Here is a 17,796-nt window from a genome sequence, read left to right as displayed (position 1 = left end):
GGCGGGCGCCCCCGCGATCGACCGGTCCGGTCGGCTCGCCGGCCTGGTCGCCCGGTTTCCCGCCTCGCCGCGCCTCGTCGCGGGCATCGTGCCGCCGACGAGCTATCCGCTGGTGGCGGGCTCCGCCGTCGCGGCATTTCTCGCCGAGAACGGCCTTCGGCCGGGCGCGGGGTCCGGCGCAGGGCCGGACGGCGCGGCGGCGAGCCTCGGCGCCGCCGCCGCGCCGGTGGCGAGCGCCGTCGTGGCGATCACCTGCCCGCGCTGAGCCGCGCCGTCAGACCCGGCCGGTGACGAGGAGCACGATCAGGATGATGACGAGCAGGCCGCCGAGGCCGAAGCTCGGGCCCCGGTAGGCGCCGCCGCCGAGGAAATTGCCGCCGCCGAGGACGATCAGGATCAGGATGATGAGGAGGATGGTGGTCAGCGTCATGGAAAGCGGTCTCCGCGGCCCGCGAGGCGCGAGCTTGACCGTTCCAACGTCGCAGGGATGATTTCTGTTCAAGCTTCGTGTGAAGCCTCAACAGAAATCGTCTTTTTCGCTCAGGCGCGCCAGTCCGGCAGCGGGTCCGCGGGGGCCGAGAGCCAGTCCGGGACCGGCAGGCCCCGCTCCGTCAGGAAGGCGGGGTTGAACAGCTTCGAGGCGTAGCGGGCCGCGCCGTCACACAGGATGGTCGCGATCGTGTGGCCGGGACCGAGTTCGCGGGCGAGCCGGATCGCCCCGGCCACGTTGATGCCCGACGAGCCGCCGAGCGACAGGCCCTCCTCGCGCATCAGCCGGAACACGATCTCGAGCGCCTCCCCGTCCGGGATGCGGAAGGAGAGGTCCGGCCGGAACCCGTCGAGGTTGCCCGTCACCCGGCCCTGGCCGATCCCCTCGGTGATCGAGGAGCCCTCGGCCTTGAGGGTGCCGGTCGTGTAATAGGCGTGGAGCGCCGAGCCCTCGGGGTCCGAGAGCGCGATCCGCACGTCGGGATTGCGGGCCCTGAGGGATTCCGCGACGCCGGCGAGCGTCCCTCCGGTGCCGGCGGCGCAGACGAAGCCGTCGATGCGCCCCTCCGTCGCCGCGTGGATCTCGGGGCCGGTCCCCTCGGCATGGGCGCGGCGGTTGGCGACGTTGTCGAACTGGTCGGCGAAGAAGGCGCCGGCGGGCTCCGTGGCGGCGAGCCGCTCGGCGAGGCGGCGGGCGACGTGGACGTAGTTGTTCGGGTTGGCGAAGGGGACGGCCGGCACCTCGACGAGGCGGGCGCCCGCGAGCCGCAGGGTCTGCTTCTTCTCCTCCGACTGGGTCTCGGGGATGACGATGAGCGTGCGGTAGCCGCGCACGCTCGCCACCAGGGCGAGGCCGATGCCGGTATTGCCCGCCGTGCCCTCGACGATGGTGCCGCCGGGCCGGATCAGCCCGCGCGCCTCCGCGTCCTGCACGATGGCGAGGGCCGCCCGGTCCTTCACCGAGAGGCCGGGATTCAGGAATTCCGCCTTGCCGAGGATGGTGCAGCCGGTCTCCTCGGAGGCGCGGCGCAGGCGGATGAGCGGCGTGCCGCCGATGGCGGCGAGGACGTCGGGTCGGGGATGGGTCAGGCTCGTTTCTCCGAGATCGTGGCGGGCGGCGGAACGGGCCGCCCGAGCCGCCGCGCCGCGGCGATCCACGTGTCGATGGCATCCGCCACGTTCGCCTCGACGCTGTCCCAATCGTCAGCGTCCGACGTGCAGCCGGGCAGATCCGGAACGGTGGCGATCAGGTACCCACCTTCCTCGGGAGGAGCCCGGCCGATCTCCACAAAGTAGTCACGCACCAGCATCTTGCGCCCCTCTTACCGCATCCACGAAGGCGACGAAGGCCCTGATGTAATGGGGTCGCACCGGCCTGCGAGCCGGCACGGTCAGGATCGCCGCCTCGCTCGGATGCGAGAGGTCGTAATGTGACCCCCGGGCCGGGGGAACGCAATCGATGCCATAGGCCCGGCAGATCATGGCGATGTCCTCGATCGTCCAGTCTCCGACCGGGTTCCGGCGCATCCGGTCGAGGCGCTTCTCGGCCTGTCCCACGCCGGATCGCTCCCCCGAATCGCGTGTCTGATCTGGGACGATCGTCTCATGGTCGCGCCGTTCCGCAAGGCCGCTCAGGCGAAGACGTAGCCCCCGTTGATGCGCAGGCCCACCGGGCGGCCCGCGGCGTAGCGGTCGCCGTCGAAATCCTCCACCACGACGAGGCGCCCGTCCGGCCGCTCGACCTCGACCCGCTGGCGGCCCTGGCTGCGATGGGAGGCGCGCACCGTGCCGGAGAGATGCGCCTCGGCCGGATCGACGAACTGGAGCTGCCAGGGCCGCACGTAGAGCCGCGCCGGGCCGATCACCCCGCGGGGCGCGACGGCGGGCGTCGGCCGCCCGTCCACGAGGACCCGCTCGCCCTCGACGATGGCCTCGAACTCGACCGAATCCCCGAGGAACTTCAGCACCGTGGCCGAGGCCGGCCGGTCCTGCACCTCGTCGGGGGTGCCGACTTGCTCCAGGCGGCCCTTGTCGAGGACGGCGACCCGGTCGGAGAGTTCGAGCGCCTCGTCCTGGTCGTGGGTGACGAAGATCGTGGTCTGGCCGGTGCGGTCGTGGATCTCGCGCAGCCAGCGGCGCAGGTCCTTGCGCACCTGCGCGTCCAGCGCCCCGAAGGGCTCGTCGAGGAGGAGCACCCGGGGCTCGACGGCGAGCGCCCGGGCGAGCGCGATGCGCTGGCGCTGGCCGCCCGAGAGCTGGGACGGGTAGCGGTCGGCGAAGCCCGACAGCTTGATGAGGTCGAGGAGGTCGCCGACGCGCTTGCGGATCTCGGCCTTGCCCGGCCGCTCCGAGCGCTTCCGGGCGTTGAGCCCGTAGGCGATGTTGTCGGCCACGCTCATGTGCTTGAACAGGGCGTAGTGCTGGAACACGAAGCCCACCGCCCGCTGCTGCACCGGCAGGCCGGTGGCGTCGTCGCCCCCGAACAGGACGCGGCCGCGGTCGGGGAAGTCGAGCCCCGCGATGATGCGCAGGAGCGTCGTCTTGCCCGAGCCCGAGGGGCCGAGGAGGCCGAGCAACTCGCCCGCCCGCACGTCGAGGTGGAAATCGTGCAGGACGGCCGCCGTGTCGAAGGTCTTCGACAGGCCCTCGACCCGGATCGCCGTGGATCCGGCCCGGTCCAGCGCGCCGCTAGTGCCGGCCGCCGGCCGCGAGGTCCCCGGCGTAGCGCCATTCCAGGACGGATTTGATGACGAGGGTGACGAGGGCGAGTCCGGCGAGGAGGGAGGCGACGGCGAACGCGCCAACGAAATTGTATTCATTGTAGAGGATCTCCACGTGGAGCGGGAGCGTGTTGGTCAGTCCGCGGATATGGCCGGACACCACCGAGACGGCGCCGAACTCGCCCATCGCGCGGGCATTGCAGAGGAGGACGCTGTACAGGAGCCCCCAGCGGATGTTGGGCAGCGTCACCGTCCGGAAGGCGTGCCAGCCGGAGGCCCCGAGGGTGAGGGCCGCCTCCTCCTCCGCCGTGCCCTGCTCCTGCATCAGCGGAATCAGTTCGCGGGCGATGAAGGGGAAGGTGACGAAGATCGTGGCGAGCACGATGCCCGGCACCGCGAAGATGATCTGGATGCCGTGCTCGATGAAGAACGCCCCGAACAGGCCCTGCGAGCCGAAGACGAGCACGTAGATCATCCCCGAGACGACCGGCGAGACCGAGAAGGGCAGGTCGATCAGGGTGATCAGCAGGCTCTTGCCCGGGAATTCGAACTTGGCGATGGCCCAGGCCGCCGCCACCCCGAAGACGAGGTTGAAGGGCACGCTGATCGCCGCGACCGTGAGCGTCAGGCGGATCGCGGAGCGCGCGTCGGGCTCCGCGAAGGCCTCGAAATAGGCCGCCCAGCCGCGGGCCAGCGCCTGCGCGAAGACGGTGAGCAGCGGCAGCACCAGGAACAGCGCGAGGAACAGGATCGCGATGCCGGTGAGCAGCCAGCGCACGCCCCGCCCCTCGGAGATGACGCTGCGCGGGCGGGGCGCGGCCGCCGCTTCGAGCGTGATGCCCTCAGACATAGCCGAACCTCCGCCGGCTCCAGGCCTGGATCAGGTTGATGACGAGCAGGGTCAGGAACGAGATCCCGAGCATGATCGTGGCGATGGCGGCCGCCCCCGCGTAGTCGAACTCGGAGAGCTTGATGACGATGAGGAGCGGCGCGATCTCGGAGACGAAAGGGAGGTTGCCCGCGATGAAGATGATCGAGCCGTACTCCCCGACGCCGCGGGCGAAGGCGAGCGCGAAGCCCGTCAGCACCGCCGGGATCAGGGGCGGCAGCACCACCCGGGTCAGCGTCAGCAGGCGCTTGGCCCCGAGGGTGGCGGAGGCCTCCTCGACCTCCTTGTCGATCTCGGCGATCAGCGGCTGCACCGTGCGCACGGCAAACGGCAGGCCGATGAAGACCATGGCGATGAAGATCCCGATCGGCGTGTAGGCCGCCTGGATGCCGACCTTGGCGAGCTGCGCGCCGACGAGCCCGTTCGGCGCGTAGAGGGAGGCCAGCGCGATGCCGGCCACCGCCGTCGGCAGGGCGAAGGGCAGGTCGACGGCGGCGTCGACGATCCGGCGGCCGGGGAAGTCGTAGCGGGTCAGCACCCAGGCGACGACGAAGCCGAACACCGAGGCCGTGAGCGCCGCGAGCAGCGACACCCCGAAGCTGAGGCGCAGGGCGCTCGCCACCCGCGGGTCGCGGGCGACATCCCAGATGCCGGACAGGCCGAGGCCCGACGCCCGCGCCACCAGGGCGGCGAGCGGCAGCAGGACCACGAGGCTGAGGCAGGTGAGCGCGTAGCCGAAGGTGAGCCCGAAACCCGGGATCACGCTGGGACGGCGGAAGTGGAACCGCCGAGGAGGCGTCGCGACCATGGGAAGACCCTCAGCGCCCGGCTTTGCTCAGTTGGTCGAACAGCCCGCCGTTGTCGAAGTTCTTCTTCTGGATGTCGTCCCAGTTGCCCTGCAGATCCTCGATCTTGAAGAGCTTAACGTCCGGCAGGAAGGCGAGATCCGCCTTGTCCGCCGCCTCGCGCTTGAGGGGACGGTAGCGGTGCTTGGCGAAGATCGCCTGCGCCTTGTCCGTGTAGAGGAAGGCGAGATAGGCCTCGGCCGCCTTGCGGGTGCCCTTCCGGTCGACGTTGGCGTCGACGAGGGCGACCGGCGGCTCGGCGTAGATCGAGGTCGGCGGCACCACGATGTCGAACTTGTCGGCGCCGAATTCCTGCAGGACGAGGAAGGCCTCGTTCTCCCAGGTCGGCAGCACGTCGCCGAGCCCGCGCTGGGCGAAGGTGACGGTGGAGCCGCGCGCGCCCGTGTCGAGGATCGGCACGTTCTTGTAGATCTGGCCGACGAAGGCGTTGGCCTTCTCGACATCCTTGTCCTGGTTGTAGGCGTAGCCCCAGGCGGCGAGGAAGTTCCAGCGCCCGCCCGCCGAGGTCTTCGGGTTCGGCGTGATCACCTTCACGTCGGGCTTGCCGAGGTCGTTCCAGTCCTTCACGCCCTTCGGGTTGCCCTTGCGGACGAGGAACACCACCGTGGAGGTGTAGGGCAGGCCCTGGTTCGGCTGCTTGTCGCGCCAATCGGCCGGGATCTTCTTCGTGAGCTTGACGATGGCGTCGATGTCGGAGGGGATGCCGAGCGTCACCACGTCGGCATCGACCCCGTCGATCACCGTGCGGGCCTGCGAGCCCGAGCCGCCGTGGGAGGCGCGCACCGTGATGGCCTCGCCCGTCTTCGCCTTCCACTCCTCGGCGAAGGCCGCGTTCACCTCCCGGTAGAGTTCCCGGGTCGGATCGTAGGACACGTTGAGGAGCGCCGTCTCGGCGAGGACCGGGGACGCGAGGCCGAGCGCGGGCGCGAGGCAGGCCGCGAGCAGGAGGCTCCGGATGCGGTGGACCGGGCGTGCGGCTCTCGTCACAGGCATCTGCATCGTGTCGTCCTCTGGAAACGTCGGGGCCGGGGGATGCGCGACGACGATCCGGTCGCTGCACCGCACGGCACGCCTCAGCTTGTCGTTCGTTTTATCGAACATTGTCAAGCCGCGGAGGCGGGGCCTCACGCGACGACCTTCCCCGAAGACGCATCATATCAGAGCGTATCAGCGAGCGCCTTCTCTTATGTGGTCCGACCGGAGAACAAATTTATCGCAGGGCCGATGTTCTATAGAAAGAACACTTCGGAGATCTGCGTGCTTCGCCGCCCTCTCATGACGGGACAAGGGCCGGCATAGGCCCGCACCGGCCGGGTCACCGACCTGCCGGTTGCTGCACTGCGGTAGACATCGGCCGGTCGTCTCGACCTGTGGTTGCGTTTCCGGCAATGCAATCGAATCGGCCGTGCAGGGGCGCTTCCTCAGGCCGCGGACCGGGTGTCCGGCGCGCTCCCCAGGGCAGGAATCCACGCAGGAATCCGCCGCCCTCTCGGCGGCCCAGCCGAGGCGGGATCGCGGAACCCGGGACCGCGGGGCGTCCGCGTGGAGCGAACCCTTGGAGCAGACTCTTGGGGCGTCCTCGCGGGTCGTTTCAGGCCGGGAGGTAGCCCGCGTCCCTGAGGGCGGCCTCGACCGCCTCGAACAGGCCCTCGTCGATCGCGTCCGCGGCGAGGGGGTCCGCGTCGGAATCGTCCGCGAGGTCGTCGGCGCCGGGAGCGGCGCCGAGCGGCGGGAGACCGGTGCGGAGCGCGTTGAGGCCGAACAGGCTGGAGGCCGCGCTCAGCGCTTCGCCGATCGTCACCAGAGCCATCGCTCCCTCCGGGGTCAGGGCCGCGGTCGCGCGGCGCGCAACCGCGGCCACACTGTCCCGGTTCGGCACAGGAGGCAAGCGGCGGCGGGCAAGCGTGGCCGTCCTGCATCGCCGTCAACCTTATCGCGCGCGAGATGGGGAAATCCGGCCGGTGTGGGCGCATCGTGAACCGGTTGCCCCTACAAGCAGGGTGCACCGTACGGTGCCGCACCCCTGGCCTGACATCCGAGCCGAGCCCCAGACGCCATGACCGTGATCGCCCTCGTCCTTGCCGGCAACCTCATGCTGGCCGGCCTGTTCTCCCTCGTCGCCGTCGCGCTGGATTGACGCCGGGCGGCCGCGCCCGGCCCGCGATCAGCCGCCCTCGGGCCCGGCCGCGAGGACGAAGTGCCGGGTCAGCCCGAGGGGGCGGTGGACGCCGCGCGGCTCGCTCAGGAAGGGCAGGCGCGGCCCCGGTCTCGGCAGCACCCTCAGCCGCCACCGCTTCTCGTCGATGAAGCGGAAGCTCAGCCGGCCCGGCCCGTCGATGGCGGGATCGCGCCACGCGCCGGTGGCGTAGGCGCCGCCGAGCCGGGCGGTGTCGAGGATGCGCAGGGCCGGATCGGTCAGCGTGATCGAGAGCGCGTCCTCGAAGGGCACGTCGTCGGTCAGGAAGAAGAGATAGCCCGGGATCGGATCCTGCGCGTCGAGCAGCGCGACCGCTTCGAGCACGAGACCCTCGACCTCGCCGGCGGCCCCTGCCACCGCGACCGAGCTCCGGCCCGGCTGCGCGGGGCCGAGGGCCGCGTGGCGGACCCGATCGGTGCCGAGGAAGCGCATCGGTCAGAACAGCAGGCCGACGCCGAGGGCGGCCGCGGTGCCGCCGACGAAGGCGCCGATCGTGACGCAGACGGGCGCGCCGGGCCCGCAGGCGAGGCCGGCCAGGGCTCCCCCGGCGGCCCCACCGGCGATGCCGCCGCCGAGGATCGCCCCCTCGCGGCGCGCGGCCGCCCAATGGTCCGGGTCGGTGCCGATGTTGTAGACGGCGACCGCGACGGAGACGACGAGCAGGGCGCGCCCGGCCCGGGAGATCCCGCGCATCATCCCGGTCACGCGCGGGTTGGAGCGCCCGGCCGAGTCCACGATCTCGGCGAAGACCTGGTTGCGCTGGCTCACATCGAGCCGGTTGAAATCGGCGCGCTCGCCGAAGAGCCGCACCGTCTTCCGGGCGATCAGCTCGTTGAGCGTCAGCCCCTCGCGCTTGAGCTGCTCGGCGAAGGCGCGGCCGACCGGCGTGCTGCGCGAGCGGATGATCTCCATGGTGGCGTTGCGCAGGCCCCGCGCGCGCTCGGCCGCCGCCTCCCAGGTCAACCGGCCCTGCTGGACGTCGGCGCGCATCTCGGCGGCGAGCCGGCTGATCAGCCGGTCGTAGGTCGCGCGGGCCTGAGCGTCGATCACCATGTGGGCGCCGGCGGCGGCGATGTCGGCTCGCAGGGCCTCGATGGCACGCTCGAAGGCGTAGGCCCTCGAGGCCGTCCGGTCGCTCGTCGCGCCTGCCGCCATGTCCTCAACCGCCCTGCCTTCGTGACGCGACGGCGGCAGGATAGGCGGATCGTGCGCCGCTCACAAAGCGCCCTCGCTCAATATTCCGTCGAGGGAGGCGCGACGATCTCGGGCCGGCGCAGGAATCGGGCGAGGACGGCTTCGAGGCGCGGGCTCGCGGGGGCCGAGAGCGCGTCCGCGTAGAAGGCCTGCAGGCTCAAGCCGAGATGGCGGCGCACGCCGGCGCTCAGCGTCGGGCGCCGCGCCTCGGGCTTCCGATCCGTCGGCATCTTGAGCATGGCCCCGGCCCGTCCTGAGAACCCACGTCGGCGCAGGATGGCCCGGGCATGGTTAACGCCCCGTAACCGGGCGGGCCCGGAGGCGGGGAGCGGCCGCCGCGACTCCGGCATTTACTGTATTCGTCAACACTTTCAGCTCTTCACCATATTCCGCTGTTCGGCTTGAAGCAGCACAGTCCCACTCTTACCGTCCCGGACTGGAGTTTTCGAGGATTTCGGGATGTCTGCACGGTTCATCATCATCGAGGCCATCGAACAGGTTGCGGCGGAGCAGGAGAAGGTTCTCGCTCCCCTGACCGACGACCTCGTGCTGCTCGAATCCGGCCTCGATTCGCTCTGCTTCGCGATCCTAGTGAGCCGCCTGGAGGACGAGCTGGGCGCCGATCCCTTCACCGCCTCCGAGGAGATCGAGTTTCCGGTCACCCTCGGCGATTTCGTGGCCCTCTACGAGGCTGCGCAGGTCGATGAAGCGGCCTGAGCCGCGCTCGCTGCGCGAGGCCCTCGCGCGCGGCACGAGCGCGCCGGGCACGCCACGTCGGCTCGAGGGGATCGCGCACGGCGTCGCGCTGCCCGACCTCCTCGACCTGAGCTGCCTGAACGGCGACGTCGGCGGGCAGCGGGTCCTCCTCGTCATGGGGGACCAGTTCCTCGCCGGGCTCGCGCTGATCGCCGTCGACGGCCTCGCCGAGGCGGTGGTGCTGTGCCCGCCCGACCTCGCCCCCGAGCACCTGCCCGTGATCGCGGAGCGCGCGGGCGCGACCTGCCTCCTGACCGACCGGCCGCGCTCCGCCCTGCCGGGCCTCGACGCCCTGCCGCTGATCGACTGCGCCTGGCCGCCCGTGCCCGCGGCCCGCGAGCCCGAATTCGAGCGGGCGACGGAATGGCTGCTCCTCACCTCCGGCACGACCGGCGTGCCCAAGCTCGTGCGCCACGATCTCGCGGGGCTGACCGCCGCGATCCGGCCGCGCCCCGTGGGGGACGCGCCGCCGGTCTGGGCGACCTTCTACGACATCCGGCGCTACGGCGGCCTGCAGATCTTCCTGCGCGGGATCCTCGGCGGCGGCTCCCTCGTCCTCTCGGGCGGCGGCGCGGAGCCGGTCTCGGACCATCTCGCCCGGCTGGGGCACCACGGCGTCACCCACGTCTCGGGCACGCCCTCGCACTGGCGGCGCGTGCTGATGAGCCCGGCCCGGGGCCTGATCGACCCCGCCTATCTGCGCCTCTCGGGCGAGATCGCCGACCAGGCGGTGCTCGACGGCCTGCGCGACGCCTATCCCCGCGCCTCGATCGGCCACGCCTACGCCTCGACCGAGGCCGGCGTCGGCTTCGAGGTCACGGACGGGCTCGAGGGCTTCCCGAAAGACTTCGTCGGCCGGCCCGGCGAGGTCGAGATGCGGGTCGTCGACGGGTCGCTGCGCATCCGCTCCCGCCGCACCGCCTCGGGCTATGTCGGCTCGGACGGGCTCGCGCTCGCGGATGCCGAGGGCTTCGTCGACACGGGCGACATGGTGGAGGAGCGCGTCGTCGACGGGGCGGCCCGCTACCACTTCGTGGGGCGGCGCGGCGGCATCATCAATGTCGGGGGCCTGAAGGTGCACCCGGAGGAGATCGAGGCGGTCATCAACCGGCACGCCCGGGTGCGGATGTCCCTCGTCGAGGCCCGGCGCAACCCGATCACCGGCTCGATCGTCCAGGCGAGCGTCGTCCTCGACGAGGCGGAGGATTCCGGCCCGCCCGAGGCGATCCGCCGGGAGATCCTCGCCGCCTGCCGGGCCGAGCTCAGCCCGCACAAGGTGCCGGCGCTCCTCAGGATCGTGCCCCGCCTCGACGTCACGGCTGCGGGCAAGCTCGCCCGGCGCCCCGCCTGAGCCGGGAGAGACCCCGATGCCCAACGTCCTCGTCACCGGCGGCAGCCGCGGCCTCGGGCTCGCCATCGCGACCCGGCTCGCCGCCTGCGGCCACGACGTGATCGCGGTGGCGCGGCGCGAATCCGAGGGGCTGCTCGCGGCGAGCGAGGCGGCGCGGGCGGCCGAGACCGGCTCGATCCGCTTCCGCGCGGCCGACCTCTCCGACATCGAGGCGCTGCCGGCGCTGGTGCGCGAGACCCGGCGCGCGTTCGGCACGCTCCACGGCCTCGTGAACAATGCCGGCCTCGGCACCGAGGGGCTGCTCGCCACGATGCAGAACCCGCATATCGAGGCGCTGATCCGGCTCAACACCCTCTCGCCGATCATGCTCACCAAGTTCGTGGTGCGGGGCATGATGGCGGACGGGGGCGGGCGCATCGTCAACGTCGCCTCGATCATCGCGGCGACGGGCTATTCCGGCCTCTCGGTCTACGCGGCGACCAAGGCCTCCCTCGTCGGCTTCACCAAGTCGCTCGCCCGCGAGGTCGGGCATCTCGGCATCACCGTCAACGCGGTGGCGCCGGGCTTCATCGACACGGAGATGACGGAGGGGCTCGGCGCGGAGGGCCGCGCGCGGATCGTGCGCCGCTCCGCGCTCCGCCGCCTCGCGGGCGCCGAGGACGTCGCCCACGCCGTCGAGTACCTGCTCGGGCCGGGCGGCCGCAACGTCACCGGCACGGTGCTGACGGTGGACGCGGGCAACACGGCCTGAGCCGGGCTCACCCGGGCCAGCGCGGCGCCCGCTTCTGCAGGAAGGCGTCGATGCCCTCGGCGGCCTCCGCCATCATCATGTTCTCCGCCATCACCCGGCCCATCTCGGCATAGGCCTCCTCCAGGCCGAGCTCGACCTGGCGCGCGAAGGCCGCCTTGCCGAGGGCGACGACCCGGCGCGGCTTCTCCGCGATGGCCCGGGCCAGCGCGAGGGTCGCGGCCTCCAGCGCGTCGCTCGGCACCACCCGGTTGACGAGGCCGATGCGCAGCGCCTCCGCCGCCCCGATCGGCTCGCCGAGGAGCAGCATCTCGAGGGCCGCCTTGCGCGGGACCGCCCGCGACAGCGCCACCATCGGCGTCGAGCAGAACAGGCCGATCTCGACCCCGGGCGTGGCGAAGCGCGCCTCCTCCGAGGCCACCGCGAGGTCGCAGGTCGCCACGAGCTGGCAGCCCGCGGCGGTGGCAATGCCGTGTACTTGCGCAATCACCGGCTGCGGCAGCCGGATGATCGCGATCAACGTTCGGGTGCATCGAGCGAAGATCGCATCGACCGCCTCGCGGCCCGGATTCGCGCGCATCTCCCTGAGGTCGTGCCCCGCGCAGAAGGCGGGTCCCGCCCCCCTCAGGACGACGGCCCGCACCCCCGGATCCGCCCCGATCCCCTCGAGCGCCGTCAGCAGCGCCTCCATCAGCGCCAGCGACAGGGCATTGCGCGCCGCCCCCCGGTTCAGGGTGAGGATCGCGACGCCCTCCCGGTCCTCCCGCAGGAGGAGGGGCGGCTCGGGGGAGGCGGCGAATGCGGCGGCAGACATCGGACGGCTCCGGGGCGGGCAGAACCCTAAGCCCCGAAGAGGTAGCATGCGGGCGTCGTGCGGTCGCGCCTCAGCCGACCACCTCGGCAAGGTCCCGCCCGATCGCCGCCAGGGCCGGCCGGCCCGCCGGGACGAGGCCGCCGAGGCCGTAGAAGAAGTGGATCATGCCCCGATGGCAGGTGTGGCGGACGGGCACGCCCGCCTCCGCGATGCGCGCCGCGTAGGCCGTGCCGTCGTCGCGGACGATGTCGTACTCGGCGGTGTGGATGATGGCCGGCGGCAGGCCGGCGAGGGAGGCCGCCCGGAGCGGCGACAGGCGTGGGTCGGCTAGGTCCAGGCCCGCGAGGCCGAGGGCCTCGACGTCGCGGGCGATCGTCGCCGCGTCGAGGAAGTAGCCGCTGGCGTAGTCGGCTCGGGAGGCCCCCTCCCCCACCCCGTCGAGGACGGGGCAGAGGAGAATCTGTGCGGCGATCGCCGGCCCGTGCTCCCGCGCCTCCTGGGCGAGGCGCGCCGCGAGCCCGGCCCCGGCCGAATCGCCGCCGACCGCGAGCCGCGCCGGATCGATCCCGAGCGCAGGGGCATGCGCGGCGACCCAGGCGAGGCTCGCGCGCGCGTCCTCGACCGCGGCAGGAAAGGGGTGCTCGGGGGCGAGCCGGTAGGCGACCGAGACGGTGCGGCAGCCGGAGGCCGCCGTCAGCGCCCGGCAGATCCCGTCATGGGTGTCGAGGTCGCCCGCGACGAAGCCGCCGCCATGGAAGAAGAGGAGCCCGGCGCTGGGGGCCGCCTCGGCGCCCGCCGGCACGTAGAGCCGGGCGTGGAGGGGTCCGCCGGGGCCGGGCAGGATCAGGTCGCGGGTCTCGGCCGGCTCCGCCCCGCGGGCGGCGAGCCGGGCGAGGCTGCGCAGGGAGGCGCGCCGCCCGGCCACATCCGGCTCGGCCACGCCGCCCATGGCGATCATGTCGAGGAAGCGCCGGGCGTGCGGGTCGAGGGTCACGCGACGCGTCAGAGCCGCAGGGCGGCGCGCACGCTCTCCGGCCAGCCCGCGACGTCGCCCCCATGGATGGCGAAGAGCGCCACCGCGAGCCGGTCCATGCCGAAGGCGACGCAGCCCGTATGGGCCGGCTCGCCCGCCGCGTCGCGCAGGTCCCAGGTCGTGCCGAAATGCTCGCGGTGGTAGTTGAAGCTCATGCAGGCCGTGCCCGCCGCCTCCCCGCGCAGGGGCACCAGCAGCTCGAATTTCAGCGACTGCTCCAGCTGGCTGAAGGCCATGATCTGCCCGACGCGGCCGAAGAACGGGTCGCTCGCCTGCTCGATCCGGTAGGGCAGGCCGAGGTCGTCGGCGAGCGCCGTGGCGCGGGTGATCCAGCGCTCGCGGAAGTCGCGCACCTGCTCCGGCGTGCCGATGCGGACATACTCGCGCATGCGGAAGGATTGCAGCCGGTCGAGATGCGGCGAGGGCTCGCGGCGGAAGCAGTCGCAGGCGACGTCGAAGCGGTAGCCGCCGGCCGGCACCGGCCCGCGCGCGGCGGCGATCGGGTAGACGGGGTAGCAGGCGGCCGGGGTCAGCACGAGATCGGCGGTCGCGAGCTCCGCCGTCCAGTCGCCGCCCGCCGCGTGCAGGTCGGCCGCCGCGCGGATCTCCGCCTCGCTGCCCTCGAGGCAGGAGACGCAGCCCAGCAGGTTCGGGAAGCTCTTCAGGTAGCCGTGGCGCTCCAGATGCGCCCGGCTCATCACCGGCGGGAAGCGGAACACCTCCGTCTCCGCGTCGCGCTTCGAGGAGATCAGGGCGGCGAGCGCCTCGACGACCGATTCGTAGGCGCCGGTGCGGGCGTAGACGCCCTGCGCGTTCATCGGCCGGAACATCGCGTCGAAGAGCGCGTCGAGCGGGTCCTGCGCCGGCGGCGCGGCCGGCACGTCCATGACCTTCATGTTCATGTGGGCGGCTCCTGTGAGCGATTTCCTGGCCGGTCAGTCCCGCAGGGAGGCGGCGACGGGGGACATCAGGGTGAGGGTGGAGAGGTTCGCCAGGATCCGGTCGTTGTGGATCATGACCGGCGCCGAGAGGATGTCGCGGAGCGCGCGACCGACGCTGAACGCGCCGTCCTGCCGGTAGCCCGCGAGGCCGTTGGCGCGCAGCGCGCTCGACACCGCGGCGACCGCGAGTTCCGAGACCTCGACCTTGAGCATCGTCAACGTCGTCTGGACGTCGAGGGCGGAGAGGCGCGACGGATCCTCGCCCGCATCGGCGAACAGGTCGATCGCCTGGGCGATCAGGGCGCGGGCCTGGCGCAGGCTGGAGACGGCGCGGGCGTAGTGGACGGCGCCGGGCGGCGCCTGGCCTCCGGCCCCGCGGGCCGCGGTGCGGGTGAAGGCCTGGGCCTTGTCCACCGCGCCAGCCGCGATGCCGGCCCAGGCGCTTGACCAGAGGATGTGCGAGACCGGGGTCATGGTCTGGCCGTGGATCTCTTGGTAGCGCGCGGCGAGCACCTGCTCGGATCTCGCGCGGGCGCGCAGCCGGAACCCCGCGCTGCAGGTGCCGCGCATGCCGAGCGTCTCCCAGCCGCTCAGGCGCTCCAGGGTGTAGTCCTCCTTCAGGAAGACGCAGAGCACCTGATCAGAGGCGGCGGCGTCCGCGGAGCGGCGGGCCACGGTGACGATGCCGTCGGCCTCCGCCCCGTAGGAGATCACGGTCGCGGCACGCTCCAGGGTCACGAAATCCCCGTCCGGCTCGATCGCGGCCGCCGAGGAGCGGACATTGCCCCCGCCCTGGCCCTCGGTGGTCGAGGAGGCCAGGAGGAGTTGCTCGGCCGAGAGGCGGCGCATCACGCCCTCGCACCAGGGCTCGCTCCGCCCGTGACGGACGAGGCAGGCGACCTTGGTCTGGTGCATCGCGAAGATCATGGCGGTCGAGGAGCAGGCGCGGCCGAGCGCGTAGGCGATCTCGGCGAGATCCTGCGTGGTGGCGCCCTCGCCGCCGAGCGCGATCGGGATGCCGGCGCCGAGGAGCCGCACGGCGCGCAACGCCTCCACGGCCTCGGCGGGGAAGCGCGCGTCGCGGTCCACGGCCTCGGCGTGCAGGGCCGCGACGGCCGCTGCGGCGGCAGCCCGCGCCTGCAGGTCGCTCCCGCTCTCGATGGAGGCGGCCGCATGGCCGTGCTGGATCGTCATGGAACCTCTCGCGCCGTCGCAGACCTCACGGCCCGATTCGCGACCGGTCGCGTGCGGGCCGCCGTTCGGGAGAACGTAAGTACGGCTACCGCTAAGACACCCTTATGGAGATCCTCGAAAACTACTGAGATCGGCCCAGAACCGAATTAACGAGAATTATCGTTAAATTTGAGGCCTTATTGATCCTCGGCCACCGGAGACCTATTCAACACACATCGGGGCATCGCACGTGAACATTCGTGCCGAATGCTCACAACCGCAGCATTCCAGGATTGCGAGACCAGCATGTCACAGATCGAATCGACCGAGGTGGCCGACCGCGCGATGGCGCTCGCCCAGGAGATCGCGGCCCAGCATGCGGGCGCCCGGGCGTTCCGGCCGAGCGACGCCCTGGTCGATGTGGGCCTGACCTCCCTCGACCTCGTGAACCTGATGCTGGCGATCGAGGCGGAATTCGACATCCTGATCCCGCCAGCCTGCCTCAGCCCGCAGAATTTCCACTCGGTCGAGGCCATCTCCCGCATGGTCGAGGCGGTGCGCGCCGGAACGCATTAGGACGCGTTCCGCCGAAACCGGACGACAGCGGCGACGGCGCGCCAAGCCGGGAGGAGGCCGTGATCGGGCCCGCCGCGACCGGGCGCGGCTTCGAAACGGGGCATGGAGACGTCGAGCCCGATCGTCCGGGATCCCGCCCCGGCGGAGGCGGCTCCGGTGAGGGGCCTCAGGCGAGGGCGCGGGCGGCGGCGACCTTGCGCACCGAGGCATCCACCGCGTCCGCGGCCTCCGCGATGCTCTCCATGCTGCCCCGCACGATGCCGACGCTGTCGGCGGCGTTCTGCATGTTCACCGACATGTCGCGGGTCACTGCGGCCTGCTCGGTCACGGCCGAGGCGACGCTGAGGGAGATCTCGCTCAGGGAGCCGATCGTGTGCGTCACGCCCTCGATCGACTCGACGGCCTGCGCGGTCGCGGACTGGACGGCGCCGATCTGCTGGGCGATCTCCTCGGTGGCGCGCGAGGATTGGTTGGCGAGCGCCTTCACCTCGGCCGCGACGACGGCGAAGCCGCGCCCCGCCTCGCCGGCGCGGGCCGCCTCGATCGTCGCGTTGAGCGCGAGAAGGTTCGTCTGGTCCGCGATCGAGCGGATCAGGGTGACCGCCTCGCCGATCTTGTCGGCGGCCGAGGTGAGGCTCGCGATGATGCTGCCCGCCTCTCCCGCCCGGCGCACGGCCTCGTCGGAGGCGGCCTTCGATTCGCTGGCGTGCCGGCTCAACTCCTCGATCGAGGCGGCGAATTCCTCGGTGCCCGCGGCGACGGCCTGCACGTTGCCCGAGGTCTGGCCCGCGGTCTCGGTCGTGGACCGGGCTTGGCGGGCCACATCGGTCATCGCCCGCATGATCGCGTCGATATCGGCATCGATCGCCTGCTGGCCCGCGACGCGCCGGTTCCGGTCGGCGACCTGCCGCGTCACGTCGGTGGCGAACTTGACGACGGCGCAGGGCCTGCCCTCCGCGTCGAGGACCGGGTTGTAGGCGCCGAAGATCCAGACCTCCCGTCCGGCCTTGCCGAACCGCTGGAACTCGCCGGCCTGATACTGCCCGGCCGCGAGCGCCCGCCAGAACGCGGCGTAGGCCGGGGAGGCCCGCTCAGCCTCGGAGACGAACAGGCTGTGATGCCGGCCGCGCACCTCGTCGAGGCTGTAGCCCATCGTGGCGAGGAAGTTCTCGTTCGCGTCGGTGATCATTCCGTCGAGGGTGAAGTGGATCACGGCCTGCGAGCGATGGAGGGCCGCGATCTGGCCCTCTGTGATCGCGTCGCGCAGCTTGCGCTCCGTGACGTCGGCCGCGACCTTGACGATCTTCACGACGCGCCCGCGACGATCGACGACCGGGTTGTAGGAAGCCTGGATCCAGACGACGCGCCCGGATTTCGCGATCCGCTTGAACTCGCGGGCCTGAAACCGGCCGGCCCGCAGCGCATTCCAGAAGGCGCGATACTCTTCGCTCGTCCGTTCGGCCTCCGGCACCAGCTGGCTATGGTGGCGGCCCCTCAACTCGGCGAGATCGTAACCCAGCAGGGCGAGCATGATCGGGTTCGCGGACAGGATCGTCCCGTCGAGATCGAAATCGATTCGGCCTTGGGACTGATCGAGCGCAGTCAATATCGCCGCGTGATCAGATCCGCCGAACCTCATGGCGATCCCCCCTAATCCATTCGTGGATAAGATGTTTCGCCTTCAGTGACTAAGAATCTCTTAAATGACATCGTTTCACAAAAACGTGATCAGGTTTCATGACGTTCCTGTGTTCATCTTGCAGCGCAGATTCTCGCCCGATTTCGAGATGATCATGACGTCGCTTGATGTTGTGTGCGGGTGACGGGCCACACCCGAGGGACGGGGACGAGAGTACGCTTGCGGACGCTCGCCGGGAGCGGCCCGGATGGGGCGCGGGCGCCTCGCAAATCCTGCCCTATTCAGGTGGGGCTCGTGCCGGTTCGACCTCTTTTCGAGCACAACTCCCGCCGCACTCCAGGCTTCGAACTGTACGAAGCACAACATTCGCTCATAAATCGGGCAACGTTGCTGGCTTGCTTTGAGATAGA

At 71.5% G+C, this 17,796-nt stretch carries 21 protein-coding genes and 1 pseudogene; 5 read left to right on the top strand and 17 right to left on the bottom strand.

The window, feature by feature from the left end; translation table 11 throughout:
* Positions 1 to 265 (top strand): annotated as a pseudogene (locus E1J50_RS27205) (serine protease); the annotation flags it as partial.
* 9 nt (positions 266 to 274) lie between these two features.
* On the opposite strand, the gene E1J50_RS08755 reads toward E1J50_RS27205, so the two are convergent.
* The 12 genes from E1J50_RS08755 to E1J50_RS08700 all read right to left on the bottom strand — a co-directional run bounded on the left by E1J50_RS08755 (position 275) and on the right by E1J50_RS08700 (position 8,594).
* A complete protein-coding gene (locus E1J50_RS08755) occupies positions 275 to 430 on the bottom strand; it encodes a DUF3309 domain-containing protein (RefSeq protein WP_109889843.1) in 156 nt (51 codons plus the stop codon).
* Between the two features lie 110 nt (positions 431 to 540).
* Complete coding sequence (locus E1J50_RS08750; RefSeq protein ID WP_132252551.1) at positions 541 to 1,578, bottom strand: cysteine synthase A; 1,038 nt, start codon at positions 1,576 to 1,578, stop codon at positions 541 to 543.
* Positions 1,575 to 1,799, bottom strand: coding sequence for a type II toxin-antitoxin system HicB family antitoxin (locus tag E1J50_RS08745; RefSeq protein ID WP_132252534.1), 225 nt, complete (start codon positions 1,797 to 1,799; stop codon positions 1,575 to 1,577). Before E1J50_RS08745 ends, E1J50_RS08750 begins: the two co-directional genes overlap by 4 nt.
* Positions 1,786 to 2,046 (bottom strand): type II toxin-antitoxin system HicA family toxin, encoded by a 261-nt coding sequence (locus E1J50_RS08740; RefSeq protein WP_132252532.1) that lies wholly within the window; start codon positions 2,044 to 2,046, stop codon positions 1,786 to 1,788. Before E1J50_RS08740 ends, E1J50_RS08745 begins: the two co-directional genes overlap by 14 nt.
* A 74-nt stretch (positions 2,047 to 2,120) precedes the next feature.
* Positions 2,121 to 3,146, bottom strand: coding sequence for a sulfate/molybdate ABC transporter ATP-binding protein (locus E1J50_RS08735; protein ID WP_245516495.1), 1,026 nt, complete (start codon positions 3,144 to 3,146; stop codon positions 2,121 to 2,123).
* A gap of 31 nt (positions 3,147 to 3,177) precedes the next feature.
* The gene (gene cysW, locus E1J50_RS08730) at positions 3,178 to 4,059 is read right to left on the bottom strand and encodes a sulfate ABC transporter permease subunit CysW (protein ID WP_132252530.1); all 882 of its coding nucleotides are present in this window, start codon (positions 4,057 to 4,059) and stop codon (positions 3,178 to 3,180) included.
* Positions 4,052 to 4,906 carry a sulfate ABC transporter permease subunit CysT gene (cysT, locus tag E1J50_RS08725; RefSeq protein ID WP_132252528.1) on the bottom strand — a complete coding sequence of 285 codons (855 nt, stop codon included), beginning with the start codon at positions 4,904 to 4,906 and terminating at the stop codon, positions 4,052 to 4,054. Before cysT ends, cysW begins: the two co-directional genes overlap by 8 nt.
* A gap of 10 nt (positions 4,907 to 4,916) precedes the next feature.
* Positions 4,917 to 5,957, bottom strand: coding sequence for a sulfate ABC transporter substrate-binding protein (locus tag E1J50_RS08720; protein WP_132252525.1), 1,041 nt, complete (start codon positions 5,955 to 5,957; stop codon positions 4,917 to 4,919).
* Positions 5,958 to 6,555: 598 nt separating this feature from the next.
* A complete protein-coding gene (locus E1J50_RS08715; RefSeq protein WP_132252523.1) occupies positions 6,556 to 6,774 on the bottom strand; it encodes a hypothetical protein in 219 nt (72 codons plus the stop codon).
* 354 nt (positions 6,775 to 7,128) lie between these two features.
* A complete protein-coding gene (locus E1J50_RS08710) occupies positions 7,129 to 7,593 on the bottom strand; it encodes a hypothetical protein (RefSeq protein WP_132252521.1) in 465 nt (154 codons plus the stop codon).
* A 3-nt stretch (positions 7,594 to 7,596) separates the two neighbouring features.
* Entirely contained in the window at positions 7,597 to 8,316 is a 720-nt protein-coding gene (locus tag E1J50_RS08705) for a hypothetical protein (RefSeq protein WP_132252519.1), read from the bottom strand.
* Positions 8,317 to 8,393: 77 nt separating this feature from the next.
* Positions 8,394 to 8,594 carry a hypothetical protein gene (locus tag E1J50_RS08700; RefSeq protein ID WP_132252516.1) on the bottom strand — a complete coding sequence of 67 codons (201 nt, stop codon included), beginning with the start codon at positions 8,592 to 8,594 and terminating at the stop codon, positions 8,394 to 8,396.
* Between the two features lie 220 nt (positions 8,595 to 8,814).
* On the opposite strand from E1J50_RS08700, the gene E1J50_RS08695 reads away from it, so the two are divergent.
* The 3 genes from E1J50_RS08695 to E1J50_RS08685 are packed head-to-tail and all read left to right on the top strand — an operon-like array spanning position 8,815 to position 11,213.
* A complete protein-coding gene (locus tag E1J50_RS08695) occupies positions 8,815 to 9,072 on the top strand; it encodes a phosphopantetheine-binding protein (protein WP_132252514.1) in 258 nt (85 codons plus the stop codon).
* Positions 9,059 to 10,462 carry an AMP-binding protein gene (locus E1J50_RS08690; protein ID WP_132252512.1) on the top strand — a complete coding sequence of 468 codons (1,404 nt, stop codon included), beginning with the start codon at positions 9,059 to 9,061 and terminating at the stop codon, positions 10,460 to 10,462. The genes E1J50_RS08695 and E1J50_RS08690 overlap by 14 nt, the downstream gene beginning before the upstream one ends.
* A 16-nt stretch (positions 10,463 to 10,478) precedes the next feature.
* Positions 10,479 to 11,213: an SDR family NAD(P)-dependent oxidoreductase gene (locus tag E1J50_RS08685; protein WP_132252509.1), complete on the top strand. Its 735-nt coding sequence runs from the start codon at positions 10,479 to 10,481 to the stop codon at positions 11,211 to 11,213.
* A 7-nt stretch (positions 11,214 to 11,220) separates the two neighbouring features.
* Here E1J50_RS08685 and E1J50_RS08680 read toward each other — a convergent pair whose 3' ends face one another.
* From E1J50_RS08680 to E1J50_RS08665, 4 genes are all read right to left on the bottom strand, one after another.
* On the bottom strand, positions 11,221 to 12,024 hold the full coding sequence (locus E1J50_RS08680) for an enoyl-CoA hydratase (RefSeq protein WP_132252507.1): 804 nt from the start codon (positions 12,022 to 12,024) through the stop codon (positions 11,221 to 11,223).
* 70 nt (positions 12,025 to 12,094) lie between these two features.
* Positions 12,095 to 13,018, bottom strand: coding sequence for an alpha/beta hydrolase (locus E1J50_RS08675; protein WP_132252505.1), 924 nt, complete (start codon positions 13,016 to 13,018; stop codon positions 12,095 to 12,097).
* A gap of 8 nt (positions 13,019 to 13,026) precedes the next feature.
* Positions 13,027 to 13,959 carry an amino acid--[acyl-carrier-protein] ligase gene (locus E1J50_RS08670; protein WP_132252502.1) on the bottom strand — a complete coding sequence of 311 codons (933 nt, stop codon included), beginning with the start codon at positions 13,957 to 13,959 and terminating at the stop codon, positions 13,027 to 13,029.
* 33 nt (positions 13,960 to 13,992) lie between these two features.
* On the bottom strand, positions 13,993 to 15,192 hold the full coding sequence (locus E1J50_RS08665; RefSeq protein WP_132252499.1) for an acyl-CoA dehydrogenase family protein: 1,200 nt from the start codon (positions 15,190 to 15,192) through the stop codon (positions 13,993 to 13,995).
* A 285-nt stretch (positions 15,193 to 15,477) separates the two neighbouring features.
* Between E1J50_RS08665 and E1J50_RS08660 the strand changes: the two genes are divergently transcribed.
* A complete protein-coding gene (locus E1J50_RS08660) occupies positions 15,478 to 15,747 on the top strand; it encodes a phosphopantetheine-binding protein (RefSeq protein ID WP_132252497.1) in 270 nt (89 codons plus the stop codon).
* 166 nt (positions 15,748 to 15,913) lie between these two features.
* On the opposite strand, the gene E1J50_RS08655 is transcribed toward E1J50_RS08660, so the two are convergent.
* The gene (locus tag E1J50_RS08655; RefSeq protein WP_132252495.1) at positions 15,914 to 17,386 is read right to left on the bottom strand and encodes a methyl-accepting chemotaxis protein; all 1,473 of its coding nucleotides are present in this window, start codon (positions 17,384 to 17,386) and stop codon (positions 15,914 to 15,916) included.
* Between the last annotated feature and the right edge of the window lie 410 nt (positions 17,387 to 17,796).

Origin of the sequence: Methylobacterium segetis (assembly GCF_004348265.1) — a bacterium.
In the GTDB taxonomy this organism is placed as follows: domain Bacteria; phylum Pseudomonadota; class Alphaproteobacteria; order Rhizobiales; family Beijerinckiaceae; genus Methylobacterium; species Methylobacterium segetis.
Note: the sequence above shows the minus strand (reverse complement) of the source record. Positions and strands in the feature narration are given on the sequence as shown.